Genomic DNA, 26,760 nt, shown 5'->3' on the forward strand with positions numbered 1-26,760 from the left:
TACCAGCCAACATCCTGCGTCGCCTGGAGGCGTTCAGGCCCCATCTCGGTGCCCTTGCACAGCCGACATCGTTGTCAGCAGTTCGTCAAGCCGGTCGTAGCTCTCGGCCAGACCGCTTTCCATCGGAGAGGCGAGGACAGCGTCACGCGCCTCGCGCGTTTCGTAGAGCACCGTGCTTGTGAGCGTGGTCCTGCCGTTTTGTTCGGTGAGGACCGACGTCACCAGGGCATTACCCGGATACCAGGAAACATCGAATGTTTCGGTGGCCACGACCCGTTCGCACGGCACGATCTCGCGATAAACGCCGCCCCATCCCATTTCGGCTCCGTCGGGGCCGCGCATCACATAGCGGTAGGTGCCGCCCACTTGCAGTTCGATTTCGCAGACCACCAATTGCCAGTCGCGCGGTCCAAGCCAGCGCTTGAGCAACTCGGGCCTGGTCAAGGCATCGAAGACCAGGCGGGGCGGCGCGTTAAAGACGCGCACCATCGCGATCTCACGATCGCTGGGCGTGGTGATTTTCAGGCTGTTGGCATCGTGCATCATCATTTCTCCTTAAGTTCCTGGGTTCTTCTCGCTGGCCTTCAGCTCATCAAGCAGGGCGTCGAGGCGCTCGAAGCTGCCTTCCCAAAACTGCCGGTACTGCTCCAGCCAACCGGTGGCCTCGGCGAGCGGCTTGCCCTCAAGCCGGCACGGCCGCCGCTGCGCCTCACGGCCGCGCGAGATGAGCCCGGCACCCTCCAGCACCTTGAGGTGCTTCGAGATCGCAGGCTGGCTCATCGCGAACGGCTCGGCCAGCTCCATCACCGACGCCTCGCCCAAGGCGAGCCGGGCGAGGATCGCCCGCCGCGTCGGATCGGCGAGCGCGGCAAACGTTGCATCGAGACGATCGGCAGAGGGCATTTTATAACCAGCAATTTATATAAAAAAACAGTTATATGACTTCCGGGCGCCGCCGTCAAGTCCCCCGAACGCTCGGACCTGAAATATCCGCTCTTCGCCCTCCTCGATCTGCAAAACCCCATCCCGCGCGAAGCAAGGCAAGCACACCAACAGCCGGTTGCCCGATGGTCGGTTGGTCCGATTCGCACTGTGCCATCGAACCGGCGAAGCGGGAAAGATGCGAACTCTGTACGGCGTCGCCGCCACGACGGTCTTCGAGGCGGCAAGCAATTCCATCGAACAATGCTTTTCGGCGTTTCACCCGTCTTCTGGGCGCAGTTGAAGGATGTCGAGGATGCGCCGGTTCTCCAGTTGCGAGTCTCTTCGAGCGCAACCCTTCCCCACCAGAAATCCTTGTCGAGTGCGTCGGCTTGCTGCGCTTCGCAGAAACCGAAAATCGATTTGATTCGACGCTGGCCGCGCTGAACGAGCCGGCCCCGCCCGCAAGCAAGGCTCAGCATTGAGGTGAGGCGGCGAAGGGGCCTGCGCGTCTTCCGGATTCTTGCCGTCTATTCCTTAAGCTGGCGCCTTGCGCTCATCGGCGACGATATCACTCACCGCAAGCATCATTTCGGTCAGATAGGCCACCTCGGCCTCAAGCCTATATTCCGTGTGACGGAGCGCCCAGCGCTTGGCCTGACCGACCTTCGGTCGTGCCCATTCGTTGATCCGTTTGGTCTCTGCCAATAACGCTTTAACCGCCTCCAAACGGTTGGCCAGTATGGTTGGTAGCTCGCCCAGCAAGTCCGGCTTTGCCCGCGTCAGCGCCAGGTCGAAGGGATCATATTTGAACCAGACCTCGCTCAGGCCGGAGCGGCGCAGTGCGGCCAAGTGGCGGCGGCCTTCGTCGGTGATCTCATAGACCTGTCGGGTCGGCCGATTGCCTTCCTGCTCGCGCGCGGTTTCTCGCAAAAGCCCCTCGGCAACGAGCCGCTTCATCGCGCCGTAAACGGCACCAACAGAGATATCGGTCCAAAGATGGACATGATTGTGCTCGGCTTCCAGGCGGAGCCGATGGCCGTGCATGGGGCCATGCTCAGCGAATGATGACAGGATGAAAAGCCGGATTGATGACATATTGCTCTCGCGCGAGTAATCTCGTATGGTATGTCCAACCTGTAACATTCATCGCCAAAATTGGAGGAGTTATCGCCATGCGAATTTTCGTCACCGGAGCCACCGGCTTTGTCGGCTCTGCCGTCGTCCAGGAACTGGTCAACGCCGGTCATCAGGTGCTCGGGCTAGCGCGCTCAGATGCGGGAGCGGCAGCGCTCACGAACATGGGTGCGGAAGTCCATCGTGGTTCTCTCGAAGACCTTGCCAGCCTGCGCAGCGGCGCTACGGCTGCGGACGGCGTGATCCACACGGGCTTCAACCACGATTTCTCGAAGTTTGCCGAGAACTGCGAACTCGACAAGCAGGTGATTGAGGCCCTCGGCGATGCGCTCGAAGGCTCCGACCGGCCACTGCTTGTCACCTCCGGCCTGTCGCTCGTAACGGCGGGCGGCGTCGGGACCGAGGCGGATGCGCCCATCCCCGCCTCCAGCGCCTATCCTCGCGCTTCGGAAGCAACTGCCGCCGCGCTGGCAGCGCGCGGCGTGCGCGCATCTGCTGTGCGGCTTCCCCCGTCAGTCCACGGTGATGGCGATCATGGCTTTGTGCCGACGCTGATCGCCATTGCGCGTGAAAAAGGGGTATCTGCCTATACGGGCGAAGGGCGCAATCACTGGCCCGCTGTGCATCGGTTAGATGCGGCCCGCGTGTTCAGGCTTGCGATAGAGCATGGGGTCGAGAGCGGTCCCTATCATGCCGTCGCCGAAGAAGGCGTGGCGTTCAAAGACATCGCCAGTGTGGTCGCGCGCCGCCTGAACGTGCCGCTCGTCGCCAAATCATCCGAGGAAGCGACGGAGCATTTTGGCTGGTTCGCCTTGTTCGCAGCGATGGACGTGCCCACGTCAAGCGAGCGAACCCGCGCTCTGCTGGGCTGGAAACCCGAGCAACCCGAGCTGATTGCTGATATAGATCGACCAAGCTACTTCGCAGCTTAAACGACAAGGTAATGGCGGAGAGGGGGAGATTCGAACTCCCGGAGGCTTTCGCCTCAACGGTTTTCGAGACCGTCACAATCAACCGCTCTGTCACCTCTCCAGAGCCTACCTAAGCTATCACAGGGCTTATCCGGCCCTCAACTGATCGTAAAGGAGTTGACGATCTGGTAAATTTTTTCGCGCCGCTCGCCCCAGGCAATGGCGGCGGAGCCGGTGACCAGGGTGAAGACTTTGCCGCCGCTCACTGCCACGCAGTAGACCTGGTGGACAGCCCGGCCCCCCGAGGCGATCACCACCTCGAAGGAGTAGTAGGGCACCCCTTTGCTGTCGGTGCGCTGGGCGGCGTTGGAGACTTCGATCACCGCGCCGGGGGGCGATTTTTTCTTGAGCACGTCGTTGGCAAAGCGGTCGGCCACCTGCTGGGGGGTGCCGAAGGCGCGGATATCTTTGATGTCCTTGCGCGGGGCGTCGCTCACCACCACCGACACCTGATAGGTGGCATCCGCCGGGTCCGACAGCCGCACCGCCCCCTTCGGATCCGGATTGAAGGTCCAGGTATCGGGGTAGACCAGCGTAAAGGTGGAATTGGGCTCAGAAAAACGCTGAAATCCTTTGGGCGCGTCGATACCCGAGCGGCTGCAGCCGACGAGTGCTGCGCTGAGCACGGCGGCGACACCGGCTTGGACCAACTGCTTGCGACCGATGCGGATCATGCTTTTGCCCACTGGACCCTTCCCAATCTATCAGCAATCGAGCGTACCAGAACGCCGTGCAGAGCGCCCCAGGAGGCTACAGTGGAGGGCGTCGGCAGGAGGTGCCTACCTGTGAAGTTTCTGCCCAAATCCCCCGGCGAATGGTGGCAACTCGCCCGCCGCATGGGACGTTTTTACAGCAGCGCCCGGGTGCCGCGGGGGCTCAAGATCGCCGTTGTGGCGCTGTGCGCCCTCTACTTTTTGCTGCCGACCGACTTGCTGTTGGATCGCTTTCCCCTGCTGGGGCGCCTCGACGACCTGACGGCCATCGCGCTCATCCACCTCGGTGCTGTGGTCTGGGCTCAGCACCAGTACCGCCTCGACGAGCCGGAGCGGTCCCCTGCTTCGCTGCAGGCAGACCCGGCGGTTACGACGACCGTCGATGTGCCTGGTCGATCAACGTAAGCAGCAGTTCCGCAGCCCGCTCGGGCTCGATTCCCGCCAACCACAAAAGCGTGTCGTCGGTGCGGTGACGATAGAGCCAGCCGCTCACCATCTGCACTTCGTCGAGATCCTGTTGGGGCAGGGCAAATAGCGGGGCTGGCGGCAACCCTTCACTGTAGTGGCCGGCAAGGGTGTGGGCCAGTTCGGCGCGCAGCCGCTCCTGCGGCAGATCGCCTGCGAAACTCTGCTGCAAAGTAAGTTTGCCCTGGCGGATCCAAAAAAGCTGCACGCTGGTCGGGGAGCGGGGCGCCCCCGGGTAGACCGCCACCGCATCGAGGCTGACCCGCTCGCGCAAGTGGCCCTGGTGGGTCACAAAGTTTGCGAGCGCCTGCCGGCGATCCCGCCAGCGCGCCGCCTGCTCAAAATCCTCGCGCTGGGCGGCGTTCAGCATCTGCCGCTCGAAATCCACGATAATCCCGCTGCCAGTGTCTTCGCCGCGCAACAGCGCCCGCAGCCGCTCGACGCGCTCGCGGTACTGCGCTACCAGCGCCCCGGTGCGGCACGGTCCCAGGCATTTGCCGAGCTGGTCGAGCAGACAGCCGTGATAGATGGCCGAAAAGTCGCGGCAGGTGCGCAGACCCAGGCTCGCCGAGAGCAAATCCGCCATCCAGCTCACAAAGCGCGCCTGGCTGTAGGGGCCGTAGTACTCGGCGCCGTCGCCTGCAAGCACCCGGGTCAGATGCAGCCGCGGATAGTCCTCCTGGACCGACAAACGCAAAAACGGATACTGGCGGTAGCGCTTTTGGGCCTGGTTAAAAGGCGGCAGATACTCGCGGATCAGCCGGCCCTCCAGCAGGAGTGCGGCCAGTTCCGAGCCGGTGCACAGCACCTCCACCGCCTGCGCCTCGAACTTGAGCCGCTCGGTCTGGCGGGAGTGGCCGCCGTCGCGGCGCAGGTAGGAGCGCACCCGCGTGCGCAGGTGCACGGACTTGCCGATATAGAGCAAACGGCCGTCGCAGTCGACAAACCGGTAAACCCCCGGCGCGTCGGGCAAGTCCTCCAGACGGTCGAGCGAAACACGAAACCACGGTTGCATGTTTTTGATGTAGCACAGGCGGCCCAAAAAACACGGGAGCCCCAATCGGGCTCCCGTGCAACACTCAAAAAGGCCGATTTCCTGGCTTAGATCAGGCCCAGAAAGCTCAGCACACCCTTGCCGGTGGCCAGCTCGACGACGAGCGCAGCCGCAAAACCGATCATCGCAAGGCGGCCGTTCAACAGCTCGGCGTAAGGGTTGAAGCCAAACTTGGGCTCCGAAGCAGTGGAGTTGGGGTTGTTCATGGTCGGACTCCCGTGTTAGACAGTGTATAAAGAAACATTGCAAACAAATTCATTGTAGTACACAAAAATTTATCTACGGGGAGAGGCGTAGTTCCAAGCGCCGTACAATGGGGTCTGTCGTCGCTGGCCAATTCGATGCAAGACAGACTCCTCGCGGCCCTGGCTCCCTATCGCTCGGCGGTCGATTATTTGGAGATTCGCCTGGAGCGCGGTGAATCGAGTTCGGTGTCCTTTCGCGGGCCGCGCCTGGAGGCGATCGACCGCAGCTTCGATCTGGCGGGCGGCATCCGCGCCTGCCACCGCGGCGGCTGGAGCTTTGTGACCTTCAGCGACCTGGGCGAACTCGAAAGCCGGGTGGCCGAGGCGGTGAGCCAGGCGAAGCTGGTGGGCCGCGAGACGACCCAACTGGCGGCGGTCGAAGCGGTCGAAGCGACCGTGCGCGCCGAGCTGGGGCGCGACCCGCGCGGGGTGTCTTTGGGGGAGAAGCGCGATTTGCTGGCCCATTACAACCAATTGCTCCTAGAAGCCGACCCCCGCATCCAGACGACCACCGCCGGGCTCACCGACCGTTTTCGGACGGTCTGGTTCGTCAACACCACCGGTACGGTCCTGGAGCAGGAGCGCCTCGATGTGACGGGCCGCTTCGGGGTGGTCGCCCGCGACGGCGGCACGATCCGCCAGGGCTTCGAATCGGTCCATTCGCGCAGCGACTTTGGCGCCCTGGTCGGCATCGAAGCGCGGGTGCTCTCCGCCGTCGAGCGCGCCCTGCGCCAGCTTGAAGCCACGCCCATCAAGGCGGGCCGCTACACCGCCGTGCTCGATCCGTATCTGGCCGGGGTGTTCATCCATGAAGCCTTCGGCCACCTTTCGGAGGCCGATTTTATCTACGAGAACCCGCGCATGCAGCAGTTGCTGCAACTGGGTAAACCGATCGCCGCCCCCCAGCTCAATGTCGTCGACGACGGCACCGTCGCCGGTCAGCCGGGCACCCTCGCCTACGACGATGAGGGGGTACCCACGCGGCGCAAGTACCTGATCAAAGACGGCATACTCACCGAACGGCTGCACAACCGCGAGACCGCCGGCAAGCTGGGGGAGGCACCCACCGGCAACGCCCGCGCCCTGGGGGGCACCTATCCTCCCATTGTGCGGATGACCAACACCGGCATCCTGGCGGGCGACACGCCCTTCGAGGAAATGATCGCGGGCATCGACGAAGGGGTCTACGCCGTGCGCATGCTGGGCGGTCAGACCAACGGCGAGATGTTCACCTTCGCCGCCGCCGAGGGCTTCATGATCCGCGGCGGCCAAATCGCCGAACCGGTGAGCGACATCACCCTCACCGGCAATGTCTTCGAGACGCTCAAGGACATCGAAGCGATCGGCTGCGATCAAGTCTGGCTGAGCGGCGGCTGCGGCAAGGGCGGGCAATCGCCCCTGGCGGTGGCGGTGGGCGGACCGCACCTGCGCATCGGCAAGGTCGTGGTGGGCGGCCGCTAAACGCCCGGACGGCCGGAGCCGGACCCCGACGGCGCGAAGGTGGCCTTGGCCCCGGGCAGTTCGTAGTATGCGGGCAGCGTCCCCTCCGGCAAGACCGTCAAACCAAAGGCGTAAAGGCCTGGTTTAGGAGGCTCGCTGACGCCCTGAATTTCAAGGGTCAACTCGGAGCCGGGCGGCACCGCCGAGCGCATCGAGACGCTGTACTGCCGGCCGGTCAGTTCGACTTTGCGGGCCACCACCGGTCTGTCGGCGACCAGCAGCCGCACACTTTCGCGGCCGGAAGGCGGCAGGTTGGCCGGAAAGTCCACCAGCAACTGGGCAATCCCCCGCCCGGCTCCCACCGGCAACAGCACGCTGCAGCGATAGGTCACGCCGGCCATCGGCAACGTCGCTTTGGTGGAAGGCGTTTGTCCCGGCACTTCCTGCCGCTCGCGCTCGCGGGTAAGGAAGGCCAGTTCCGATTCGAAATCGACCTGCAGCTGACGCAAAGCCGCCAGATCCGAGCGATCCACCGCCAGATCGCCCGGCTGGGGGTCGAGCAGTTTCAACAAAGCCGCGTTCAGGCGCTCGGCGAAGGCCCCACGGCTGAAGGAGCGCTCGATGCTGAGGGGCTGTTCGCCCTCCAGGCCGTAGCGCTCCTCGATAAAGCGCAACGAACGATACGCCCAACTGCGCGAGCCCACCTCCTGCGCCCGCGCCAGGGTGGCGCGCTGCAGTTGGGGGATGGCCTGGCGGTTGAAGAAACTCGGCACCCGCAAAGCCTTCAGCCGCTCGAAGCTCAACTCGGGGTGCAGCAGCAGTGGGCCGCGGTTACTCGCCTGGAGTTCGCGAACGGGCAGAGCACGGGGATTCTGGCCGCGGGCGGCATCGATCAGTTGCGGGGCGGAGATGCTTGCCCGCCAGGAACCCGATTCGACCAGAATCAGGCCTCCCCAACGCGGGCGATGGCGCACCAGCAGCAGCGAGCTTTGCAGCGCCGCTTTCTCAAAAAGGGTTTTGTCCTTGAGCGGCGGTCCTTTGGCAATCAAGCGCCATGGACCCTTCTCACCGGCAAGCAGCGTGTAGGGGCCGTAGCCTGCCAGATCCCTATCTTCGTTGAGCGATTGCACGACCTGCTCGGGGCTGAGGGCAGCTGCCGCTCCCACCCCGATTAGAAAAGCAAAGATGGCAAGCAGCCAGTTTTCCGGCCTTTCCAAACGCACCATCGTCCTCTGCGATCGGCTACCAGTAATTGTGCCCGACCTCCTTCCCGGCCGCTGAGTCCCGGCAACCCACTGGCGGGAGAATCCTTATCATAATCACTCAAAAAGCGCGAAGGGCGACGCAATACGGGTAGGGGAGGAACGGATACTTGCGTTTATCCTAATCGCAACGGGCCTACCGGACGAACAGGCGTCCCTGCAAATCAAGAATGGCGACGCAACCCCATCGGGCCATCCTGCCTGAGAGCCTTCCAGCGAGCCCCTCACCGGCTTGTTAATTTTCTAGAAGCGATCCCGGCGATGGTGTAATGCGATACATCCATGCGCTAACCTTGTACAAAGAACGTTTCGGGCTACGCCTTGCGATATGAACTTTCAGGACATGACCTTGTCGCTTCATCGGTTTTGGGAGGAGCAGGGATGTCTGATTGTTCAACCGTACGACGTAGAAAAAGGCGCAGGCACGATGAATCCGCATACTTTTTTGCGGGCTATCGGACCTGAGCCCTGGAATGTTGCTTATATCGAGCCGTGTCGGCGGCCCACCGATGGTCGCTACGCACAAAATCCCAATCGTCTTCAGCATTACTACCAGTATCAGGTGCTGATGAAGCCCTCCCCCGGCGACATTCAGGAGCGTTACCTGCGCTCGCTGGAGGTGCTGGGGATTCACCCCGAAAAACACGACGTCCGGTTTGTCGAAGACAACTGGGAATCGCCGACCCTCGGGGCCTGGGGGGTGGGCTGGGAAGTCTGGCTCGACGGCATGGAGGTGACGCAATTTACGTATTTCCAGCAGTGTGGAGGCATCGACTGCCGCCCGGTTTCCATCGAAATCACCTACGGCATTGAGCGACTGGCCATGTATCTGCAGGGTGTAGATTCGATTTTCGACATCGAATGGGGAGCTGGCCTCACCTACGGCCAGGTCCACCGCGAAGGGGAAATCGAAAATTGCATCTATAATTTTGAACAGGCGAATCCGGAATTGCTGTTTACCCTTTTCAAGCTCTACGAGCAGGAGGCTACGGCGCTTAGCGAGCGCCGACTGGTGCTTCCGGCGCTCGATTATGTCCTCAAGTGTTCCCACACATTCAACTTGTTGGATGCGCGCGGTGTGATCGCCGTCACCGAGCGGACCGGCTATATCGGCCGGATACGCCACCTGGCCAGGCGAATTGCGCAAGCCTACGCAAAGCAAAGAGAATCTCTGGGGTTTCCTCTGCTAAGCAAAACCTGACTTATACCTGCTTTTAGGAGTTTCCATGGTCGCTCAATACCGGCAAGATCGCGTGTCGATTTTCATCGACGGCAACAACATGTTTTACGCCCAGCGGTCGAATGGCTGGTTTTTCGATCCGCGCAAGGTGCTCGAATATTTTAATCGTCACGAAGCGCTCGTGAACGCTTTTTGGTACACGGGCATCCGCGATCCCCAGGACCAGCGGGGCTTTCGCGACGCGCTGATCGCGATGGGCTTTACCGTGCGCGAAAAATTTCTCAAAGAGTACTACGATCGCCTCTCCGGGGAGATGACCCAGAAGGCCAATCTCGATATCGAAATTGTCGTCGATATGTTCAACACCGTCGCCCAGTACAACCATGCGGTGCTCTTCAGCGGCGACGGCGACTTTGAGCGGGCGGTCGAACTGTTGCGCTCCAAGGATACGCGCATCACCGTCGTTTCCACCGAGGGCATGATTGCCCGCGAGTTGCGCAACGCTGCCGATCGCTACATCGACCTCAACGATCTGAGGCCCTTCATCGAAAAGACGATCGAAAGCCGGGTGCTTTCTTCCAGTTCGATCAGCGCCGCCTCGCTGCCCAACGGCGGCTGAGGGGCAACGCCGCCGTTCACGCTTCCGGTGCGGCAAGCAGCGGCGCTTCGGTACCCTCCTCCGTGGGTGGTTCCGACTCGTCGCGCACCACCATCAAGTCCACTTGTTGGCGGTAGTAGTCTATCCCCTTGACTTTGACGGTGACCGTGTCGCCAATTTGAAAGCGGCGGCGGCTGCGTCTGCCGATCAAGGCGGGTTCGCGCGCCTGGAAGGTGTACCAGTCGTCTTTGAGACCGCTGACGTGCACCAGGCCCTCGACGAAGGGTTCTTCGACGGCGACGAAAAATCCGTAGGATTGCACACCGGTAATCAGCCCCCTGAGGGGTTCGGTCTGGGTGCCGAGCCGGCCGATGCGCTCGAAGCCCTCCAGGTCCGCCTGGGCCTGGTGCACCTGCTGCAGCCGCGCGCTGAGGTGGCTTACCGAGCCTGGCAGCGCCTCCTCCCAGTCTTTTTGGACTTTGGGTTTGAGCACCGGCCAGTCGATGAGCCCATGGCAGTTCGAAGAGTGCAGATCGACGCTCACCTTGCTGCGCGGCGTCTTGCGATCGCGGCCGTCGGTGTGCACCTGCTGGAGTAAGCGCTGCACCAACAGGTCGCCGTAGTGTTCGAGCGGACGGCCAAAAGGGGCGACCGCCATGCTGTCGCGCCCGAAGTGGTGCCGGGGCTCCGCCGCGAATTGTTCCACCGGCAGGGTGGTCAGCAGCAGCTCGCGCAGGGCGCGGTTGGCCCCCTCGGGCTGCTCCAGAAGCCAGGTGCGGTACTGCCGCACGGTGAGTTCCACCGAAGCGTCCGCCTCGGGCACCTCCAGGCCGCAGGCGCGCGCCAGGCGCAGCCAGTCGACCACCTCGCCGCCCTGCGGCCCCGGCTCGAACAAAAAGGGTGCCCCCAGGTGCAGGTGGGCCAGATGCTGCCCGATGAGCGATTCGAGCAGTTCGATAAAAATGCGCGGATCCGAAGCGCCGAGCAGCGGGCCTGTCCCCTGGGCGGCCAGGGCGGCGGCGACGGCGGCGTAGGGTTCACTCAGGCTCTCCAGGCGGCCGCGGGCGCGCACCAGCGAGGGTGTCCAGCGAAAGGCGCGCACCTGGCCCGTGGTGTCGAGGTTTACCAGCACCGACCAGGCGGAACGGCCGGTGTCGGGCAGCAGAGCGCAACGCTCCAGCAGCGCGTCGGGCCACAGTCTGAGGCTGCGATCGCGCAGGCGCGCCGCCAGGCCGCGCCGGTAGGCCTCGGCGTCGAGGGTCGAACCCGCCTCCACCAGCACCGCCACATCGCTCACGTGCAAACCCAGTTCCCAACCGCCCTCCGTCGGTACCAACGAGAGGGCCGTCTGGAGCAATTCCCCCGGCAGCGCCCACACTTCGAGCGCCTGCAGATCCTCGCGCCCCTCCGGCGCCGCGGATGCGGCAAGCTGTGCAGCCGCATCGAGCACCGCCTGGGGAAACTCGAGCGGCAACTGATAGCGGCTGGCCACCAGGTCGAGATCCACCAGCGGATCGTTGGCGTGGCCGAGCACGCGCAGCAATCGGCATTTGGCCGGCCGCCGCCCTAGAGGATAGCGGGTGATCTCCACCTCGACAATCAAGTCGGCCGCCACGTCCGGAATTTCGGCATCGACCAACTCCAGAACGCTGCCCAGCCGGTCGTCCAGGGGAGCGACCTGCAGGAGTTTGGGCTTGTCTTCGCCCGCGTCCGCTTCGGCGAGGCGGCCCACCAGGGCGGTGTGCGCCCGCTCGGTCACCAGCACCACTTCTCCTTCGGGTTTGCGGCGGCGCGAAGCTTTTTTGAGCAGGCGCACCAGCACCCGATCGCCATTCCAGGCATTTTTGAGGCTACCTTCGACGACAAAAATTTCCTCCGCCTCCGGCTGCTCGGGGGTCACAAAGCAGAAGCCTTTTGAGCTGCAGCGCAGGCGTCCGCCGACGATTTCTTCGTTGGCAACCAGGCGGTAGCGGCCCTGCATTTTCTCGATCAGGCCGACTTTCTCGAGGGCGTCGAGCACCAGTTGCAGCTGGGCAAGCGCCGCGCCGTCATCGAGGGAAAGCTTTTGCTGAAGCACCTTCGGCGCCACCGAGCGTTCCGGTGAGAGTAGACCCAGCAAGTCGTGTACAGAAAATTGCATGCCCATACCCCGCTTCCATAGATCTTGTTTAGTGAGCTTGCCCGATTAGCGTTCATGGTAACGTTTAGGCCCTGTTGTTCGCACGGGGAGTCTTACACTGGGTGCCATGGGCATTGAGGTTCAGGTCCATCGCCAGCTGTTGCAGTTGCTGCGCTCGGAGCAACTGCCCACCGTCTGGCCCCACCAGTTGACGATGGGGCGGCTGGTGGCCCGCGCCCTTTCCCAGGGCCGATCGACCCTGGTGCAGGTGAGCGGTTCGGGAGAGCACCGCCTCAGCTACCTGTTGCCGGCCCTGAGCGCCCCGGAGCCGGTGATCCTCTGCGCGAGTGAAACCATCCAGCAGCAATTGCTCGATGTCGATTTGCCGCTGTTGCGCCGCAACCTGGCTACCGAAAAACCGATCGGTTTGGGCGATCGCTGGCCCGGTACCGGGTGGCAGGGGGTGCTCATCACCGACCCGCTCACTTTTTTGCGCGACCGTCTGCGGGGAGGGAGTCACTTTCCCGAGGGCGTCGCTGTGATCTTCGACGGTGCCCACGGCCTGGAGCAGTGGGCCATCCAGGCGCTCTGCGAGCGCATCGAGCCGGCCGACTGGGACGATCTGCGCGAGGGCGACTTTGAGCGGGCCGAATTCTGGCTCGACTGGCAGGTCGGACTCAGCCGCGCCCTCTCCAGCCAGCCCCATCACCGCGCGGCCCTGAGTCCCGGCCGCCAGGCCGAACTGGCGAGCGCTCTGGGTGAATCTCCCCCCAGCGAGGCCTGGCGGCGCTTTCGCGCCGCCCTGGGCGCACCCGAGCGCGCCCACTGGGTGCAGTACTACCGCCAGAGCAACCAGTTCAGCCTGGTCAGTTCCCCGATCGCCGTGGCGGGCGATTTGGCGCGCGCGCTCTGGCCCCGCCAGCCCGCCGTCGTCATCGGCGAAGCGCTCGACCCGGCGCGCGAAGCGCGCACTTTCCGGTCCTGGGTGGGCCTGGAGGAGGTGACCTGTCTGCGCTTTCCCGCCGACCCGCGCGAGCAGGAGGTGCAGCTCTACCTGCCTACGCAACTGAGCGATCCCACGTCTTCTCAGTACCGGCAGCAGATTGAACCGGTGCTGGTGGAACTGGCGGCCCTTGCCGCCGGGCCGCTGGTGATCTTGTTGCCCGAAGGTCCGTTGCGCTCCCACCTGGGCACCTTTCTCGCCTCGCAGTTCGGCTCGCGCGTCGGCATTCATCGCCTGCAGCCGCCCCCCAACGGCATCACCCTGGCCAGTTGGGAATTTTGGGAAGCCAACCACCATCACCTGGGGGCTCCCACGACCCTGGCAGTCTGCGCGCTGCCTTTTCCGCGCCTCGACGACCCGCTCGTGGCTGCGCGGGTGCAGTGGCTCAAAGACCGCCGCCGCGATTGGTTTCGCGAGTACCTGCTGCCCGTCGCCATTGGCCGGCTGCAGCGGGGCATCAGTCCTCTGCGCCAGACCCAAGGTCTGGTGGCACTGCTCGATAACCGCATCAACCACCGCAGTTACGGCGGCCAACTGCTGGATGCCCTCACCCCCGCCCGTCGGCTGCGCTACCTGGAGTAACTTATTGGCATCCCAGGTTCAGCAAACTTTCTGGAGATGCACAGTACAACCCAATCGATTCGCATAAAACAAGGCCGTTCCTCGTTCGCCTTTACGGAGTGGGAGAGGGCCGCGCTGGCTGGGAGGGAGAGCTTGGCGTGATGTTGCGCAGTACCGTGACGGTGGCGGCTGAGTAGATGGCGGTGGTGAGGTCGTTGTCGAGGTCGCCGTCAAGGTCCGCCAATGCCACCGAAAAGGGAGGACCCCCAACCTTGAACGCTTGGGCGGGGGCGAAGCTGCCGCCGCCGGTGTTCAACAACACATATACACTGCCATAAGAATAGTTACCACTGACAGCGGCAATATCGAGGTCACCGTCGCCGTCCAGGTCCCCCAACGCCACCGAGATGGGAGAGCCTCCGGCAAAAAACGACTGGGGGGGGCCAAAGCTGCCGCCGCCGGTGTTTTGAAGCACCGTCACATTGTTGGGGCGTGCTGTGGCGGTGGCGAGGTCGAGGTCGCCGTCGCCATCGAGATCCCCCAACGCCACCGACTCAGGTGAGTCCCCGACCGCAAACGATTGGGCAGGGGCGAAGCTGCCGCCGCCGCTGTTCGACAACACAGACACGTCGTCGGATGCGCCGTTGGCGGTGACGAGGTCGAGGTCGCCGTCGCCATCGAGATCCCCCAACGCCACCGATTGGGGATCATCCCCAACCTTGAACGCTTGGGCGGGGGCAAAGCTGCCACCGCCGGTATTCAGCAACACAGACGCGTCGTCGGATTCTCTGTTGGCGGTAGCGAGATCCAGATCGCCGTCGCCATCGAGATCCCCCGACGCCACCGAGTAGGGGCGGAACCCGGCCGCGAAGTTGCGGGCGGGGGCGAAGTTGCCGCTGCCGGTGTTCAACAAAACCGTTACGCTGCCGGGGTAGTCGGGAAATGAGCCGCCATTGGCGGTGGCGATGTCGAGGTCGCCGTCGCCGTCTACGTCCCCCAACGCCACAGACTTGGGATTGAACCCGACCGCGAAGGAGCGGAAGCGGACGAAGTTGCCACCTCCAGTGTTCTGAAGCACCGTCACATTGCTAGAGGCTGAATTGGCGGTGGTGAGGTCGAGGTCGCCGTCGCCGTCGAAATCTCCCAGCGCCACAGTTTCGCCGCCAGCCGCAAAGGAGCGGGCGGCCGCAAAGCTGCCGCCGCCGGTGTTCGACAACACAGACACGTCATTGGATTGGCCATTGGCGGTGGCGAGGTCGAAGTCGCCGTCGCCATCGAGATCTCCCAGCGCCACCGAGTAGGGGCGGAACCCGGCCACGAAGTTGCGGGCGGGGGCGAAGTTGCCGCCGCCGGTGTTCAACAAAACCGTTACGCTGCCGGTGACTTGGTAAACCGAGCCGCTGTTGGCGGTGGCGATGTCGAGGTCCCCGTCGCCGTCTACGTCCCCCAACACCGCCGAACTGGGAGAGTCCCCGTTCCTGAAGAAACGGGTGTTGGCGAGGGTGCCGTTGCCGGTGTTCAGCAGCACCAAGACCCTTTGGCCAGAGGCGGTGACGAGATCGAGGTCGCCGTCGCCGTCTACGTCCCCCAACGCTACTGTGGTGGGACGGTCCCCGGCCACGAAGTTGCGGGCGGGGGCGAAGCTGCCGCTGCCGCTGTTCGACAACACAGACACGTCGTCGGAGTAATTATTGGCAGTGGCCAGATCCAGATCGCCGTCGCCATCGAGATCCCCCAACGCCACCGAAAGGGGAGAGTTCCCGGCTGCAAAGGAGCGGGGGGGGGCAAAGCTGCCACCGCCGGTGTTCAGCAGCACCGACACGTCGTCGGATTCTCTGTTGGCGGGACGATGTCGAGGTCGCCGTCGCCATCGAGATCTCCCAACGCCACCGAGTAGGGGCGGGACCCGACCGCGAACGCTTGGGCGGGGGCAAAGCTGCCACCGCCGGTGTTCAGCAGCACCGACACGTCGTTGGATTCCCTGTTAGCGGTGGCGATGTCGAGGTCGCCGTCGCCGTCGATATCCCCCAGCGCCACCGACTTAGGTAAGTCCCCGACTGCAAAGGAGCGGGGGGGGGCAAACCCGCCACCACCGGCGTTCAGCAGCACCGACACATTGCCGGGGTCGGCATAGTCGCCGCTGGCAGTGGCAATGTCGAGGTCGCCGTCGCCGTCGATATCCCCCAACGCCACCGAGGTGGGACGCTCCCCGGCCGCAAAGGAGCGGGCGACCCGGAAGTTTACCTGTGCCCCCGCAGCCGACGGCCACGCCCCTAACACCGCCGCTAGCGCCAGACCCCACCACCACGGCGGGCGGCGGCGGCGGTCTCTTTCACTTCCCTGTCCCATGTTTTACCTAGAACTTTTCTTATAAAGGATCGTCCCCACGATACCAGTAGCGTTCACTAATCACTGGTGCTTAGTCCGACGGCGTTGCACACAAAAATGATGATATCGGATCGGGTTTATTTGCAAAAGCGGTGCACTTCATTCTTGAAGTGGCGTAGTAGATAGGCTCAAAAGGCGGCCTTGAGCCCCAGGCGAAAGTTAACGGGCGGCGCGCCGTTGCCGTAGTTGCGCTCGTAGCGGGTGTTGGTAAGGTTGTCGAGGTAGCCCAGCACCGAGAGGTTTTCGGTGACGGGCACCCGGAAGGAAAAGTCTAGCGTCGTGTAACCGGGCAACAGCGCCCCCGGCGGCAGGGCAAAGGCGTTGGCGATGGGCAGCCCCGCCGGGCTGTTCAGTTCGGCGAAGCCCGGGCCGATGTGCAGCGGGTCGCTGGAGCGTAGGCCCTGGAAATTGACAAACAGCGCCCCGCGAAAACCGCCGGGGCTGTCGTAGGAAAAACCGGCCCGACCGCTGTGGAAGGGTACCAGCGGGTACTGGGTCTGGGTGTAGGCGGGTTTAAAAGCTTGCTCCACCCGCGAGTCGGTGTAGGTCTCGGTCGCAAACAGCGTCCAGTACGGGGCAAACTGCCAGCTTGCCGCCAACTCGAAGCCGCTGGAGCGCACCCTCGGGAAATTGACTCGCACGCGCTCATTCAGTTCGTAGCCGAACTTGTCGATGAGCAACTGATCTTCCGGCGAATTTTCTTCGATCAGGTTGTAGCCCTGGAGGTTGTCGATGTCGTTGAGAAAGTAGCTGAAGCGGATAAGGCTGGTCGGGCTGGGCTGCCAGTCAATGCCTGCATCGAAAGTCGAACCGCTCTCCGCCAAGAGATCCGGGTTGCCCAGGATCTCGCCGCGGCCGAACAGGTCGTTAAAATTGGGAGTCTTGTAGACGCGGCTGAAGGTGCTGCGCAGGGCCAGTTGGGGGATCACCTGCCAGCGCACTCCGACGCTCGGGGTGAGGGCGCCGTTAAAGTCGCGGTTAAATTCGCGGCTGGTGGCGCGGGTGCCGAAGATACCACGCAAACCGAGCGTCACCGTCACGTCGTCGGCGGGTTTGTAGCTTGCCAGGGCAAACAGCGACGGCTGCGAGATGGCCGCCTCGTAAATGAGCGGGTTTTCGCTGCCGAAGGAGTTGCCGCCCTCGCGCAAAAAGTCGAAGCCGTAGCTCAAGTTGAGGGCCGGGGCCACCTGCCAGGTATGCAGCACGCGGGTGCCGAAGATGCCGATGTCGTTGGTGGCAAATTCGGTCTCCCCTTCTTCGACTTCCTGCTCGGTGGTGCGGCCCCGGTCGTAAGAAAGCCGCACCTGCAAATTCGAGTCGTCGGCTTCCCCCAGGCGGGTATTGGAAGTGACGGCAAAGCCGTAGTAGTCGATCAATATGCGAGGAAAGAGCGCCCCGTTAAGGCCCAGTTCGTCGGCGGAAAGGTTGACGACGTTGCCTGCTTCGTCCCTGGCCGGGATTGACGTGCGCGGATCGCGAATGGCGAAAAGCGAAATGCCCCGGCTGCCCTGGCGGTAGTAACTGGTGAAATTGAGCGTCGTGCGCGGCATGATCTCCCAGTCAAGGTCGAAGCCGTAGTTGGTGCTGGTAAACGCCCCGTTGATGCGCTTGTCTTCGAAGACCGGCACCGGCCCGCCCGGCCGCTCCACCCGGTAGAAAAAGTCGTTGTTGGTGTTGAAGTAGGTGGCGTAGAGGTTGAAGCGCACACTCTCACCCAACGGCCCGCCCACGTAGGCGCGGTAGTCGCTGTAGCCGTAGCTGCCGTAGGTCACCTCGACGTTGCCCTCGAAAACCTTGGGGGGACGCTTCGTGATCACGTTGATCACCCCGCCCACCGCTGTCGAACCGTAGAGGGTGGTTGCCCCGCCGGTGAGCACCTCGATGCGGTCGATCCCCGCCACCGGCAACTCGTTGAGATCGACGTGCTCCTGGTTGAGGTTGTTGAGCGAGCGGCCGTCGATGAGCAAGGCGGTGCTGGTGGTGGGCAGCCCCCGGATGAAGTAGGTGCTGTGCACATCTGCCCCCGCCCCGGACAGATTGCTCACTACCCCCGGCACGCCCCGCAGGGCGTCGCCCACCGTGCGCGCCCCTTTTTGTTCGATTTCTTTTTGATCGATGACGTAGACGCTCCCCGGAATGTCGCGCACCCGCTGGCGACGGAAGCTGCCGGTCACCGTCACATCGTCCAGTTCAAAGGTCTCGGAGCCAACCGCTGCAGGCGGCACTGGGTCTGAAGCGACAGGCTCAACGGGAACGGCGGGTTCTGGGGCGGGGGACGCGGCCGGGGAGGGCTCCTGGACCAACAAATCCGCAGCCCGACCGCCCGTGGCGGCCAGATCGCTCACCGTCGGCACCGCGCCTGCATCTTGAACAACCGCAAGCGTCCCGGCAAACCCGCAACCGAGTGCCAGAAGCAAGCGGCTTGCCCGATGCAGCCCATAAAAATTCCAGATCGGCACCACCGCTCACTCCTCGCTCAACCATCGTGGCGATGATAGCAGGAGCGATTATCATTATCAATTAATTCTCGTAGGCGCGATTTCCCGGTTGGGCGCGGTCTTGCAGCCAGGCAAGCGCTCCTTCGCGGTCGACGAGCTTGCCGGCAAGTTGGGCCGTTGTGGCGTCATCGAGAATTTTGCGAAAGTCCGGACCGGGCTTGAGACCCAGGGCTTTCAGGTCGTCGCCGCCCACCAGCGGCGGTTCCCGGCGGCGCTGCAGATAATCAGCGATCGACTGGCGCCGTTCGGTCTGCCCGATCGCACTTGCCAGCAGCAGACTCTCCTCCGGCCCAAGGCCCGCCAGGTGCCGGTGGAGCGCGGCGGCGGACCAATCGGTCTGTTTGGCGAGGACGAGGAGCGCGGCGCGCACTTTGCGCTGCCGGGTACGGGCGTGGCCGTCGAGGGGGAGGCTCTCGGCCGCCTGCGGCCCCACGGCGAGCAGCAGCCGATCCAGCCGCAACTGAGGGAGGGTCGCCCGCAAAGGCGCAAACGCTCCATACCCACCCTCCAGCCACACCAACGCCGCTGCCAAGGCCTCCGTCAGTCGCAGATCCGGGTGCACGCAGCGCAGCGCCCCGAGCCGGTCGAGCAGTTGCAGCCCTTCCAACCAAAAAGGGGCCGCAAGCAAGTAGCCGAGTTCCGTCTTCAGGCGTTCCCCGCCGTAAAGATCGTGCAGACCGCCCGAAACGCTGCGCACAATAAACGCCTCGGTCTGGGGGGCGATCGCGAAGCCGAGCCGTAGCGCAAAGCGCACCGCCCGAAAGATCCGGGTCGGGTCTTCGATGAAGCTGTTGGGGTGCAGCACCCGCACGATGCGCTCGCGCAGATCGACAAATCCGCCGAAAAAGTCAATCAGTTGCCAGGCGCGTGGGCCGTTGAGGCAGACGGCCATCGCGTTGATCGTAAAATCCCGACGGTACAGATCGAGGCGGATCGAGGCGCTCTCGACTTCGGGGTTGGCCCCCGGTCTGGGATAGAACTCGGTCCTGGCGGTGGCCAGATCCAGCACGAAGCCATCGGGCCAGATCAGCGCGGCGGTCTGGTACTTCTCGAAGCACTCCAGGCGCAAAGTTGCGTCCTCTGCGGCGATGGCGCGCGCCAGGGCCGGGGCGGCCCCGGCTTCGCCCCCGCGGCCTTCGACCACGACATCGAGATCGCTGCTGGTTTCACCCAGCAGCAAGTCGCGCACCGCACCGCCCACCAGATATGCCACCTGATCGAGCGCCTCGGCGGTGGCGGCCACCCGGGCGAGGCGCTCGATGGCCACCGCTTCGAGTTTGGCTTCAAGACGCTCCTGCAAAGGCAGGAACAGCGGCAGCCCGCCGGTGCGCTGCTGGTGGTGCTGGCGCAGCAGGTCGGTGCGGGTGATGATGCCCACCAGTTGCCCCGCCTCCAGTACCGGCACCCGGCCGATGTCGTAGGTGACCATCAGCGCTTCGATCTCATCGAGCGGGGCGTCCGAGGGCACCGTGAGCACCGTCGCGGTCATGAACCGCTCCACCGGATCCTCGGCGAATCCGTGATAAAGAGCAATATCGAGATCGCGACGCGAGATGATTCCCATCAGACCGCCCTGCGCGTTCACCACCGGCATCGCCCCGTGCCCGTAGCGGGTCAGGCGCTGCCGGGCCGCCATCAAAGCGATCTCCGGGCGCAGTGTGCGCACGGGCGCGGACATCACGTCGCGGGCCAGCACCACCGCGCTCACCGCCGTTTTTCTTTCGGGGAATCGCCCGAGCGGGGGGTGCGGTCGAGTTCGGCGTCCGCCCACGAGAGCGGATCTTCAAGCGGTTCGAGGTGGGTGGTGACATAACTCTGGGGCAAGGCCGCCTCGACGGCGCGCTCGATTTCCTCGCACAGATCGTGGCCGCGCTGGACGGTCCAGGCGCCCGGCACCAGTACGTGCAGCGAAATGAACCGGCGCGAGGCGGCCTGGCGGGTGCGCAGGGCATGAAACTGCAGGCCGCCCTCTGCGTAACCGGCCAGAATCCGCTCGATGCTGCGGGTGTCTTCGTCGCTGAGGGCGCTGTCCATCAGCCCGTCCGCCGACTCGCGCAACAGCCTGAGGGCGGCCCAGACGATGTTGACGGCCACCGCCAGGGCAATCAGCGGGTCGAGGATGAGCCAACCGGTCAGTTGCACCAGTACCAGCCCAACCACCACCCCGGCGGAGGTCCAGACGTCGGTGAGCAGATGCTGGGCGTCGGCCTGCAGGGCGAGGGAGCGCAGGCGCTTGCCCGCCGCCGTCAGCACCGCCGCCACCCCGCCGTTGAGGGCGGTGGCGACCAGCGAGAGCACCATGCCCAAGCCCAACTGCTCCAGCGGCTGCGGATCGAAAAGCCGCCCCACGGCGGTCACGGCGATCCCCACCGCCGCGAGCAGAATCAGCGCCCCCTCCAGGCCGCTGGAGAAGTATTCCGCCTTCGAGTGGCCGAACGGGTGGGTCTGGTCGGGAGCTCTTGCCGCCACCGTCAGCGCCCAAAAAGTGACCAGGGCGGTCACCAGGTTGATTCCCGATTCGGCCGCGTCGGAGAGCAGCCCGACCGAACCGGTCAGGACGTAGGCACCGAATTTGATGGCGATCGTGCCCACCGCCGCCGCGATCGAAAGCAGCGCATAAGGCCGCGTGGCGTGCGCAGATGAAACGTTCATAGCTGCCACCACAGTAGCAGGCCGCCCTCCGGGCTCCCGTCAGGGCACCACCAGCACCGGGCAGGGGGAGAGGTTGATCACCCGGCTGCTGGTGCTGTGGTGTTTGCCTTCTTCGATAAGACCGAGTCCGCGGCTGCCCATGACGATCAGCCCCGCCCCGACTTCATCGGCCACATCGCAGATCACAAAGGCGGCTTTGCCCGCGTCGATGCGCGCGTCGGTCGGATACCCTTCGCCCTGCAGCCGGTCGCGCACGGTCTGGGCAAGGGCCTGGGCCTTGGCGCGCACTTCGGCCAGGTGGGCTTCGCGCTCGGGCATCTCCTCGGGTAAATCGACCACCGACAGCAACAGCAGTTTGCTGCTGTACTGGCGGGCGAGGCTCAAAGCCACCTGCAGCGCCCTTTCGCTTTCCGGCGAACTGTCCAGGGGCAACAGAATCAGTTCAAACATCGCCATCCTCCGCTCCACCCATCAGCTTAGACGAGCGGCGCGCGGCCGGGCGCTCTCGCGCAGCACCCGCGCCAACTGCTCGGGTTCGACGGCAAAAGGCAAGTAATGGATGTCGGATTGCGGCTGGCAGCACAGCCGGGCAACCGCCAGCAACTGCTCGTCGTCCAGCGCAGCGAGGTGCAGATCCTCAAGGCTCAAAGGCAGACCCACACGGCGGTAGAACTGTTCGAGCTGCTCGCGGGCGATGCTTGCCAGGCGCTGGCGGCCGACGGTTTCTTCGAGCCTAAGTTGAACCAGAACACCCAGGGCGACTTTTTCGCCGTGCAACGAGCGGCGGGTGGCACCCAGGCTGGTGAGGCCGTTGTGGACGGCGTGGGCGGCGACGGTGCGGCAGCGCGCCCCCCCAAGGCCCCCCACCATCCCCGCCAGGCAAATGCTTGCATCGACCATCTGCTCCCAGGCCCGGCCGCCGGGTTCGCCCACGGCCGCTTCTCCCAACTGCAAAATCAAGTCGCGCAGCACCCGGGCCTGCTGCACGGCGCTAATCACCAGCACATCGTCCGAGTCGCCGGAGCTGATGGACGCTTCGTACCACTTGGCGAGGGCGTCCCCCATGCCGCTCACCAGCGTGCGCACCGGGGCGGTGGCAATCAAGTCGTAATCGACGATGAGCCCTTCAGGTGCGTGGTCGAGTTCGACGCCGTAGAGCCACTGGCCCGCTTCGGAGTAAATATTCGACAAAGCCGCCCAAGCCGCACAGGTGGCCGCCGAGGTGGGCAGCGCGATCATCGGCAGGCCGCGGCGCGCCGCGACCAGTTTGGCCATGTCGAGGGCTTTACCGCCCCCGACGCCGATCACCACGTCGTGCCCGGACGCCTTGTCCACCAGTCGCGCCAAGTTCGCTTCGGTACAGTCGATACCGTAATCGGCAAAGACTGCTTCAAGCCCCGCTTCCTGTAAAATCTTCTCCAGCGTCGGTCGCCAGCGCGCCAGGGTATTTTGGCCACCGACGATCAGCGGTCGGCTTCCGAGCCGCCGGGTCCATTCCCCCAAGATTTCGATAGTGCCGTGACCGCGCCGTACTTGCTGCGGGGCCACCAGAGTTTGCAGCGCTATAGTTTCGTTCAACGCTCGGCTCGCTCAAAGGTCCATCTCTCATTAGTAACTTTTTTATGCCCATCCGCAAAGACGGGTCGGACAGGTTCCGATTCGTGGCACGATCGGCAAGTCTTCCTGCTCACTGACCGCCATGCAACCAAGAACCGAGCGCGACTCGATGGGCGAGCGCACCCTGGAGGCCGGAGCCTATTACGGCATCCAGACCCTGCGCGCCGTCGAGAATTTCCCGATTAGCGGCATCGGCCCGCTGCCCGACTTCGTGCGCGCCTGCACCCTCATCAAACGGGCCGCCGCCCGGGTGAACGCCGAGCTTGAATGCATCCCCAAAGACGTGGCCCAGGCGATCATTGGCGCCTCGGACGAGGTGCTGGCGGGCCAGTGGAGCGATCAGTTCGTGGTCGATATCTTTCAGGCGGGCGCCGGCACCTCCCACCACATGAATATCAACGAGGTGCTCGCCAACCGCGCCCTCGAGCTGCTGGGTTACGCGCGGGGCGACTACAAGCAGGTCAACCCCAACGATCACGTCAACTACGGCCAGTCCACCAACGACGTGATCCCCACTGCCATCCGTCTGGGAGCGCTCTTTGCAAGCGCGCCGCTGTTGGAGGCGCTAAGCACCCTGCAACAAAGTTTCGAGGCCAAGGGCAACGAGTTTTTGCCCATCGTCAAATCCGGGCGCACCCACCTGCAGGACGCGGTGCCCATAAGGCTTGGGGATGAATTTCTGGCCTATGCCCAGATCGTCGGCGAGCACCGCGCCCGCATCGAAACCGCCTGCCGCGAGCTATTGGTGCTGGGCCTGGGGGGCAGCGCCGCCGGTACCGGCCTCAACACCCATCCCCAGTACCGGGTGCGCGTCGTCGCCGAACTGGCCCGGCTGACAGGGCACCCCCTCACCCCCGCCCCCCGACCGATGGCGGCAATGCAGAGCATGGCGCCCTTCGTGGCCGTCTCCGGCAGCCTGCGCAATCTGGCCCAGGATCTGGTCAAGATCGCGGGCGATCTGCGCCTGATGGATTCCGGCCCCAAGACGGGCCTGCGTGAGATCGAACTGCCGCCGGTGCAGCCGGGTTCGTCGATCATGCCCGGCAAGTACAACCCGGTGCTGTGCGAGATGCTCACGATGGTCGCCTTTCAGGTGATGGGCTACGACCAGGCGATTGCCTTGGCCGCCCAGGCGGGCCAACTGGAATTGAACGTGATGATGCCGCTGATCGCCTACGACTTGCTCCACAGCTTCACGATCCTCACCAACGCCCTCACGGTCTTTCGAGCGCGCTGCATCGACGGCATCCAGGCCCAACCCGAGCGCTGCCTGGCCTACGCCGAGGGCTCGATCGCCCTGGTGACCGCTCTCAATCCCCACATCGGCTATCTCAACGCCGCCGCCGTCGCCAAAGAATCGCTCGCGACCGGCCGCTCCCTGCGCGAGATCGTTCTCGAGCGGGGGCTACTGACCGAAGCGCAACTCGCCGAGATCCTCGACCTTGAAGCGATGAGCCGGTTGCCGGAGACGCAGGCCGCCTCAGACCGGTAGGCGGATGCGCTGCAATGCCTCGGAAGCCGCAACCGCCTTGTTGATTTCGAGGTTCAGCATGACGACGTGGACGACAGCCCGGGCACAAAGTTCTCCTTTGGCGTTCGCGAGCGTCTGATCGAAAATAAGCCGTGCCAGTTTCAGCTCCGTCAAGCGGGTGCGCACGGTGGCCATGGCCGGGTCGCGGCCCCGGATAAAGGCCCGCAGATAGTCGAGTTCGAGGCGCACCACCGCCGGGGCAAAGGTGGACTGAAACAAATCGAGGCGGTTGCGCTCCGCCCAGTCCATCCGCCCCGCCTCTAAAAATTCAACATAAACGGCGTTGTTGAGGTAGGCCGCGTAGTCATAATCATTGGGCCGAATCGGTAGGACAATCTCGCTCTCGGCGTAGGCACTGGCGTCGGACACGCAACACTCTCCTGGGCGGCGCAAAGCCGGTCGGCAGGTCCAATTTTGCACCGTGGGTGCTAATTTTGCACCATGACAATCATCGTGGCCCTTAAAGTATCCTCCGGCGTCGTGCTCGCAGCCGATTCACGCCTGACTATTCAGGAGAACGGCCAGTTGGTGTTCTTGTCCGACAGCAACCTGAAACTGTTCGGCGTCCAGGGTCACGCCCTCGGCATCCTCACCTGCGGCAGCAGCTTTCTGGAGGGACGGGCAGTCGCAAGCTGGCTGGAGGACTTTGCCACGCGGGTGGCCCCGACCCTCGCGGACATGCCGACCGTAATCAGTGCCCTCACCGAGAACCTGCCTCCTCCCGATCAGGGCTCGATCACCTATCTGCTCGCCGGATTTGCCCGCCCGAGCGGCGGGCACCGGGCAACCTTTGGCGATACCCTCCAGACTCCGGATATCCTTGCCAGCCGGGGGGCCGACGCCCAGATTTTCAAGGTCAACCACTTCAGTTCCGGCGAGACCCAGCGCTTCGACCTGAGCAGCTCGGCCATTTTCTGGGATGGCGAGTTCGAGGCGCTCACGCGGCTGGTGCTTGGGTTTGCCCCGGCCTACGCCGGACTGGTGACCGAGAGCCTCATCGACGGCCAAGGCCAAGCCCGGGTGCCTTACTACGCCTTCAGCCTGCAGGAAGGCGTCGAGTACGTCGAGTTTCTAGCCACCACCCAAGTGCATTTTCAGCGCTTCGCAAGCGGCCCCCAGACTTGTGGCGGCCCCATCGATATTGCAGTAGTAACCCCGGAAAGTGGGTTTCAGTGGGTGCGCCGAAAAGACATCCCCCCCTACAACTATTTGGGCTAGCATTTCGGTAATTCTTCCGGTTCTGACCAGCGGAAGGGCGACAAAGGGGCGCAGTATGTTCTTGGTCACAGGAGCCACGGGCGATCTCGGTCGGCGAATTGTCCGGTCTTTGCGCGGGCGCGGCCAACCGGTCAGGGCCTTCGTGCGCTTGGAAGCCCGCTACGCCGACCTCGAACAGATGGGTGCAGAAATCTTCATCGGCGATCTTCGCCGCCGCGATCTGATCGAGCGGGCCGTCCGCGGCGCGCGCTACGTCATCAGCGCCCACGGCACCCGGCCCGGCCAGAGCATCGCCGAGGTCGAATACCAGGCCAACATCGACCTCATCGAAGCGGCCCAAACACAAGGAGTCGAACGCTTCGTCTACATTTCGGTCCTCGGGGCCGATCGCCACTACGACGACGCCCCTGTCTTCAAGGCCAAGCGCGAAGTCGAGAAATACCTGACCCGTACCCCGATCCCGTACACCGTTTTGCGACCGGCAGGTTTTGCCTCCAACTTGCTCACACTTGCACGCAATTTTGAGCGCACCGGGTTCTATTTTTTGATCGGTCGGCGCGAAAACCGTACATCGCTGGTCAGTACCGACGACCTGAGCGAGATCGCTATCCAGGCAGCGAGCCTGCCGGAAGCCCGCAATCGAACTTTTGCCATCGGCGGCCCCGAATCGCTCCGCCGCGACGAGATCCCCAAAATCTTCGAAAAGCTATTCAACCGCGCCGGCCAGATTCTGCAACTTCCTATCGAAGCCTTCGATGCGGCCCGCACGTTGATCGGTCTGGTCAATCCGGTCATCAGCCGGGATCTCGGCACCTTGCGGGTGTTGCTGGCCAACGAATACACTTGCGACCCCCACGAGGTCCAGCAGGTCTTCCAGATCGAACTGGAGTCTTTGCACCACTTTTTGCGCCGCAACCTCCTGTACTCCACCTAAATGGCCAATTCGCCCGTCTACGAACGCATCTACGCTGTAGTCCGCCGTATCCCCGCGGGCAAAGTGGCCACCTACGGCCAGGTGGCACTTTGGGCAGGCTTGCCCGGTCGGGCCAGGCAGGTGGGTTATGCCCTGTTTCGGGTCGCCCCGGACGCAGACGTCCCCTGGCAGCGCGTGATCAACGCAAAAGGCGAAATTTCCGCATCTCCCCACCGCCTCGGTAACGACGATTACCAACAGGTTCTGCTGAAGG

Annotated in this window: 25 protein-coding genes, 1 tRNA gene and 1 pseudogene; 10 read left to right on the plus strand and 17 right to left on the minus strand. The window is 63.8% G+C overall.

What is annotated here, in order from left to right:
* Nucleotides 1-33 precede the first annotated feature (33 nt).
* The 3 genes from GLL_RS07465 to GLL_RS07475 form a co-directional block, all read right to left on the minus strand.
* On the minus strand, nucleotides 34-549 hold the full coding sequence (locus GLL_RS07465) for an SRPBCC family protein (RefSeq protein WP_011141436.1): 516 nt from the start codon (nucleotides 547-549) through the stop codon (nucleotides 34-36).
* 6 nt (nucleotides 550-555) lie between these two features.
* Complete coding sequence (locus GLL_RS07470; RefSeq protein WP_011141437.1) at nucleotides 556-903, minus strand: ArsR/SmtB family transcription factor; 348 nt, start codon at nucleotides 901-903, stop codon at nucleotides 556-558.
* Nucleotides 904-1,458: 555 nt separating this feature from the next.
* Nucleotides 1,459-2,067: a PadR family transcriptional regulator gene (locus tag GLL_RS07475; RefSeq protein ID WP_011141438.1), complete on the minus strand. Its 609-nt coding sequence runs from the start codon at nucleotides 2,065-2,067 to the stop codon at nucleotides 1,459-1,461.
* A 29-nt stretch (nucleotides 2,068-2,096) separates the two neighbouring features.
* On the opposite strand from GLL_RS07475, the gene GLL_RS07480 reads away from it, so the two are divergent.
* Complete coding sequence (locus GLL_RS07480) at nucleotides 2,097-2,990, plus strand: SDR family oxidoreductase (protein WP_011141439.1); 894 nt, start codon at nucleotides 2,097-2,099, stop codon at nucleotides 2,988-2,990.
* Between the two features lie 12 nt (nucleotides 2,991-3,002).
* On the opposite strand, the gene GLL_RS07485 is transcribed toward GLL_RS07480, so the two are convergent.
* Nucleotides 3,003-3,090 (minus strand) — tRNA-Ser (locus tag GLL_RS07485).
* Between the two features lie 37 nt (nucleotides 3,091-3,127).
* The gene (gene psbP / locus GLL_RS07490; RefSeq protein ID WP_164928781.1) at nucleotides 3,128-3,703 is read right to left on the minus strand and encodes a photosystem II reaction center PsbP; all 576 of its coding nucleotides are present in this window, start codon (nucleotides 3,701-3,703) and stop codon (nucleotides 3,128-3,130) included.
* Between the two features lie 111 nt (nucleotides 3,704-3,814).
* Here psbP and GLL_RS07495 point away from each other — a divergent pair, with 111 nt between their 5' ends.
* A complete protein-coding gene (locus GLL_RS07495; RefSeq protein ID WP_164928782.1) occupies nucleotides 3,815-4,147 on the plus strand; it encodes a DUF1232 domain-containing protein in 333 nt (110 codons plus the stop codon).
* On the opposite strand, the gene GLL_RS07500 is transcribed toward GLL_RS07495, so the two are convergent.
* The gene (locus GLL_RS07500; protein ID WP_011141442.1) at nucleotides 4,110-5,222 is read right to left on the minus strand and encodes a GIY-YIG nuclease family protein; all 1,113 of its coding nucleotides are present in this window, start codon (nucleotides 5,220-5,222) and stop codon (nucleotides 4,110-4,112) included. The genes GLL_RS07495 and GLL_RS07500 overlap by 38 nt on opposite strands.
* An 86-nt stretch (nucleotides 5,223-5,308) precedes the next feature.
* The gene (locus tag GLL_RS07505; RefSeq protein ID WP_011141443.1) at nucleotides 5,309-5,467 is read right to left on the minus strand and encodes a chlorophyll a/b-binding protein; all 159 of its coding nucleotides are present in this window, start codon (nucleotides 5,465-5,467) and stop codon (nucleotides 5,309-5,311) included.
* Between the two features lie 135 nt (nucleotides 5,468-5,602).
* Between GLL_RS07505 and GLL_RS07510 the strand changes: the two genes are divergently transcribed.
* Nucleotides 5,603-6,967 carry a TldD/PmbA family protein gene (locus GLL_RS07510; RefSeq protein ID WP_011141444.1) on the plus strand — a complete coding sequence of 455 codons (1,365 nt, stop codon included), beginning with the start codon at nucleotides 5,603-5,605 and terminating at the stop codon, nucleotides 6,965-6,967.
* On the opposite strand, the gene GLL_RS07515 is transcribed toward GLL_RS07510, so the two are convergent.
* Nucleotides 6,964-8,172: a DUF2808 domain-containing protein gene (locus GLL_RS07515; RefSeq protein ID WP_011141445.1), complete on the minus strand. Its 1,209-nt coding sequence runs from the start codon at nucleotides 8,170-8,172 to the stop codon at nucleotides 6,964-6,966. The two genes, GLL_RS07510 and GLL_RS07515, sit on opposite strands and share 4 nt — an antisense overlap.
* 364 nt (nucleotides 8,173-8,536) lie before the next feature.
* On the opposite strand from GLL_RS07515, the gene glyQ reads away from it, so the two are divergent.
* Nucleotides 8,537-9,409: a glycine--tRNA ligase subunit alpha gene (gene glyQ, locus GLL_RS07520; protein ID WP_011141446.1), complete on the plus strand. Its 873-nt coding sequence runs from the start codon at nucleotides 8,537-8,539 to the stop codon at nucleotides 9,407-9,409.
* Between the two features lie 25 nt (nucleotides 9,410-9,434).
* Nucleotides 9,435-10,007, plus strand: a complete 573-nt coding sequence (locus GLL_RS07525; protein ID WP_011141447.1) for an NYN domain-containing protein — start codon at nucleotides 9,435-9,437, stop codon at nucleotides 10,005-10,007.
* Nucleotides 10,008-10,023: 16 nt separating this feature from the next.
* Here the strand turns inward: GLL_RS07525 and GLL_RS07530 are convergent, their stop codons facing one another.
* Nucleotides 10,024-12,126 (minus strand): RNB domain-containing ribonuclease, encoded by a 2,103-nt coding sequence (locus tag GLL_RS07530; RefSeq protein ID WP_164928783.1) that lies wholly within the window; start codon nucleotides 12,124-12,126, stop codon nucleotides 10,024-10,026.
* Between the two features lie 106 nt (nucleotides 12,127-12,232).
* Here GLL_RS07530 and GLL_RS07535 point away from each other — a divergent pair, with 106 nt between their 5' ends.
* On the plus strand, nucleotides 12,233-13,690 hold the full coding sequence (locus GLL_RS07535; protein WP_011141449.1) for a helicase C-terminal domain-containing protein: 1,458 nt from the start codon (nucleotides 12,233-12,235) through the stop codon (nucleotides 13,688-13,690).
* A gap of 91 nt (nucleotides 13,691-13,781) precedes the next feature.
* On the opposite strand, the gene GLL_RS07540 is transcribed toward GLL_RS07535, so the two are convergent.
* The 7 genes from GLL_RS07540 to GLL_RS07570 all read right to left on the minus strand — a co-directional run bounded on the left by GLL_RS07540 (nucleotide 13,782) and on the right by GLL_RS07570 (nucleotide 22,785).
* The gene (locus GLL_RS07540; RefSeq protein ID WP_011141450.1) at nucleotides 13,782-15,491 is read right to left on the minus strand and encodes an FG-GAP-like repeat-containing protein; all 1,710 of its coding nucleotides are present in this window, start codon (nucleotides 15,489-15,491) and stop codon (nucleotides 13,782-13,784) included.
* Entirely contained in the window at nucleotides 15,476-16,018 is a 543-nt protein-coding gene (locus tag GLL_RS07545; protein ID WP_011141451.1) for an FG-GAP-like repeat-containing protein, read from the minus strand. Before GLL_RS07545 ends, GLL_RS07540 begins: the two co-directional genes overlap by 16 nt.
* A gap of 167 nt (nucleotides 16,019-16,185) precedes the next feature.
* Nucleotides 16,186-18,519: a TonB-dependent receptor plug domain-containing protein gene (locus GLL_RS07550; RefSeq protein WP_011141452.1), complete on the minus strand. Its 2,334-nt coding sequence runs from the start codon at nucleotides 18,517-18,519 to the stop codon at nucleotides 16,186-16,188.
* Between the two features lie 58 nt (nucleotides 18,520-18,577).
* Nucleotides 18,578-20,263, minus strand: coding sequence for a CBS domain-containing protein (locus tag GLL_RS07555; protein ID WP_164928784.1), 1,686 nt, complete (start codon nucleotides 20,261-20,263; stop codon nucleotides 18,578-18,580).
* On the minus strand, nucleotides 20,260-21,207 hold the full coding sequence (locus GLL_RS07560) for a cation diffusion facilitator family transporter (protein WP_164928785.1): 948 nt from the start codon (nucleotides 21,205-21,207) through the stop codon (nucleotides 20,260-20,262). Before GLL_RS07560 ends, GLL_RS07555 begins: the two co-directional genes overlap by 4 nt.
* 39 nt (nucleotides 21,208-21,246) lie before the next feature.
* Nucleotides 21,247-21,657: a universal stress protein gene (locus GLL_RS07565; protein WP_164928786.1), complete on the minus strand. Its 411-nt coding sequence runs from the start codon at nucleotides 21,655-21,657 to the stop codon at nucleotides 21,247-21,249.
* A gap of 21 nt (nucleotides 21,658-21,678) precedes the next feature.
* Nucleotides 21,679-22,785, minus strand: a complete 1,107-nt coding sequence (locus GLL_RS07570) for an iron-containing alcohol dehydrogenase family protein (protein WP_197530141.1) — start codon at nucleotides 22,783-22,785, stop codon at nucleotides 21,679-21,681.
* Between the two features lie 121 nt (nucleotides 22,786-22,906).
* On the opposite strand from GLL_RS07570, the gene GLL_RS07575 reads away from it, so the two are divergent.
* A complete protein-coding gene (locus GLL_RS07575) occupies nucleotides 22,907-24,316 on the plus strand; it encodes an aspartate ammonia-lyase (RefSeq protein WP_011141457.1) in 1,410 nt (469 codons plus the stop codon).
* On the opposite strand, the gene GLL_RS07580 is transcribed toward GLL_RS07575, so the two are convergent.
* Nucleotides 24,305-24,724 carry an acyl-CoA thioesterase gene (locus tag GLL_RS07580; RefSeq protein WP_164928787.1) on the minus strand — a complete coding sequence of 140 codons (420 nt, stop codon included), beginning with the start codon at nucleotides 24,722-24,724 and terminating at the stop codon, nucleotides 24,305-24,307. The genes GLL_RS07575 and GLL_RS07580 overlap by 12 nt on opposite strands.
* A 72-nt stretch (nucleotides 24,725-24,796) precedes the next feature.
* On the opposite strand from GLL_RS07580, the gene GLL_RS07585 reads away from it, so the two are divergent.
* From GLL_RS07585 to GLL_RS23650, 3 genes and pseudogenes are all read left to right on the plus strand, one after another.
* The gene (locus GLL_RS07585) at nucleotides 24,797-25,573 is read left to right on the plus strand and encodes a hypothetical protein (protein ID WP_011141459.1); all 777 of its coding nucleotides are present in this window, start codon (nucleotides 24,797-24,799) and stop codon (nucleotides 25,571-25,573) included.
* Between the two features lie 55 nt (nucleotides 25,574-25,628).
* Nucleotides 25,629-26,507, plus strand: coding sequence for an SDR family oxidoreductase (locus GLL_RS07590; RefSeq protein ID WP_011141460.1), 879 nt, complete (start codon nucleotides 25,629-25,631; stop codon nucleotides 26,505-26,507).
* Nucleotides 26,508-26,759, plus strand: a pseudogene (locus GLL_RS23650) (MGMT family protein); the annotation flags it as partial.
* Nucleotide 26,760 lies beyond the last annotated feature (1 nt).

The organism is Gloeobacter violaceus PCC 7421, assembly GCF_000011385.1.
In the GTDB taxonomy this organism is placed as follows: domain Bacteria; phylum Cyanobacteriota; class Cyanobacteriia; order Gloeobacterales; family Gloeobacteraceae; genus Gloeobacter; species Gloeobacter violaceus.

What these genes read in the sequence shown, in the direction of transcription:
- GLL_RS07465 (WP_011141436.1), bottom strand. Translation starts at nt 549, where the DNA reads ATGATGATGCACGATGCCAACAGCCTGAAAATCACCACGCCCAGCGAT.
- GLL_RS07470 (WP_011141437.1), bottom strand. Translation starts at nt 903, where the DNA reads ATGCCCTCTGCCGATCGTCTCGATGCAACGTTTGCCGCGCTCGCCGAT.
- GLL_RS07475 (WP_011141438.1), bottom strand. Translation starts at nt 2,067, where the DNA reads ATGTTACAGGTTGGACATACCATACGAGATTACTCGCGCGAGAGCAAT.
- GLL_RS07480 (WP_011141439.1), top strand. Translation starts at nt 2,097, where the DNA reads ATGCGAATTTTCGTCACCGGAGCCACCGGCTTTGTCGGCTCTGCCGTC.
- psbP (WP_164928781.1), bottom strand. Translation starts at nt 3,703, where the DNA reads ATGATCCGCATCGGTCGCAAGCAGTTGGTCCAAGCCGGTGTCGCCGCC.
- GLL_RS07500 (WP_011141442.1), bottom strand. Translation starts at nt 5,222, where the DNA reads ATGCAACCGTGGTTTCGTGTTTCGCTCGACCGTCTGGAGGACTTGCCC.
- GLL_RS07505 (WP_011141443.1), bottom strand. Translation starts at nt 5,467, where the DNA reads ATGAACAACCCCAACTCCACTGCTTCGGAGCCCAAGTTTGGCTTCAAC.
- GLL_RS07510 (WP_011141444.1), top strand. Translation starts at nt 5,603, where the DNA reads ATGCAAGACAGACTCCTCGCGGCCCTGGCTCCCTATCGCTCGGCGGTC.
- GLL_RS07515 (WP_011141445.1), bottom strand. Translation starts at nt 8,172, where the DNA reads ATGGTGCGTTTGGAAAGGCCGGAAAACTGGCTGCTTGCCATCTTTGCT.
- glyQ (WP_011141446.1), top strand. Translation starts at nt 8,537, where the DNA reads ATGAACTTTCAGGACATGACCTTGTCGCTTCATCGGTTTTGGGAGGAG.
- GLL_RS07525 (WP_011141447.1), top strand. Translation starts at nt 9,435, where the DNA reads ATGGTCGCTCAATACCGGCAAGATCGCGTGTCGATTTTCATCGACGGC.
- GLL_RS07530 (WP_164928783.1), bottom strand. Translation starts at nt 12,126, where the DNA reads ATGCAATTTTCTGTACACGACTTGCTGGGTCTACTCTCACCGGAACGC.
- GLL_RS07535 (WP_011141449.1), top strand. Translation starts at nt 12,233, where the DNA reads ATGGGCATTGAGGTTCAGGTCCATCGCCAGCTGTTGCAGTTGCTGCGC.
- GLL_RS07545 (WP_011141451.1), bottom strand. Translation starts at nt 16,018, where the DNA reads ATGGGACAGGGAAGTGAAAGAGACCGCCGCCGCCGCCCGCCGTGGTGG.
- GLL_RS07560 (WP_164928785.1), bottom strand. Translation starts at nt 21,207, where the DNA reads ATGAACGTTTCATCTGCGCACGCCACGCGGCCTTATGCGCTGCTTTCG.
- GLL_RS07565 (WP_164928786.1), bottom strand. Translation starts at nt 21,657, where the DNA reads ATGTTTGAACTGATTCTGTTGCCCCTGGACAGTTCGCCGGAAAGCGAA.
- GLL_RS07575 (WP_011141457.1), top strand. Translation starts at nt 22,907, where the DNA reads ATGCAACCAAGAACCGAGCGCGACTCGATGGGCGAGCGCACCCTGGAG.
- GLL_RS07585 (WP_011141459.1), top strand. Translation starts at nt 24,797, where the DNA reads ATGACAATCATCGTGGCCCTTAAAGTATCCTCCGGCGTCGTGCTCGCA.
- GLL_RS07590 (WP_011141460.1), top strand. Translation starts at nt 25,629, where the DNA reads ATGTTCTTGGTCACAGGAGCCACGGGCGATCTCGGTCGGCGAATTGTC.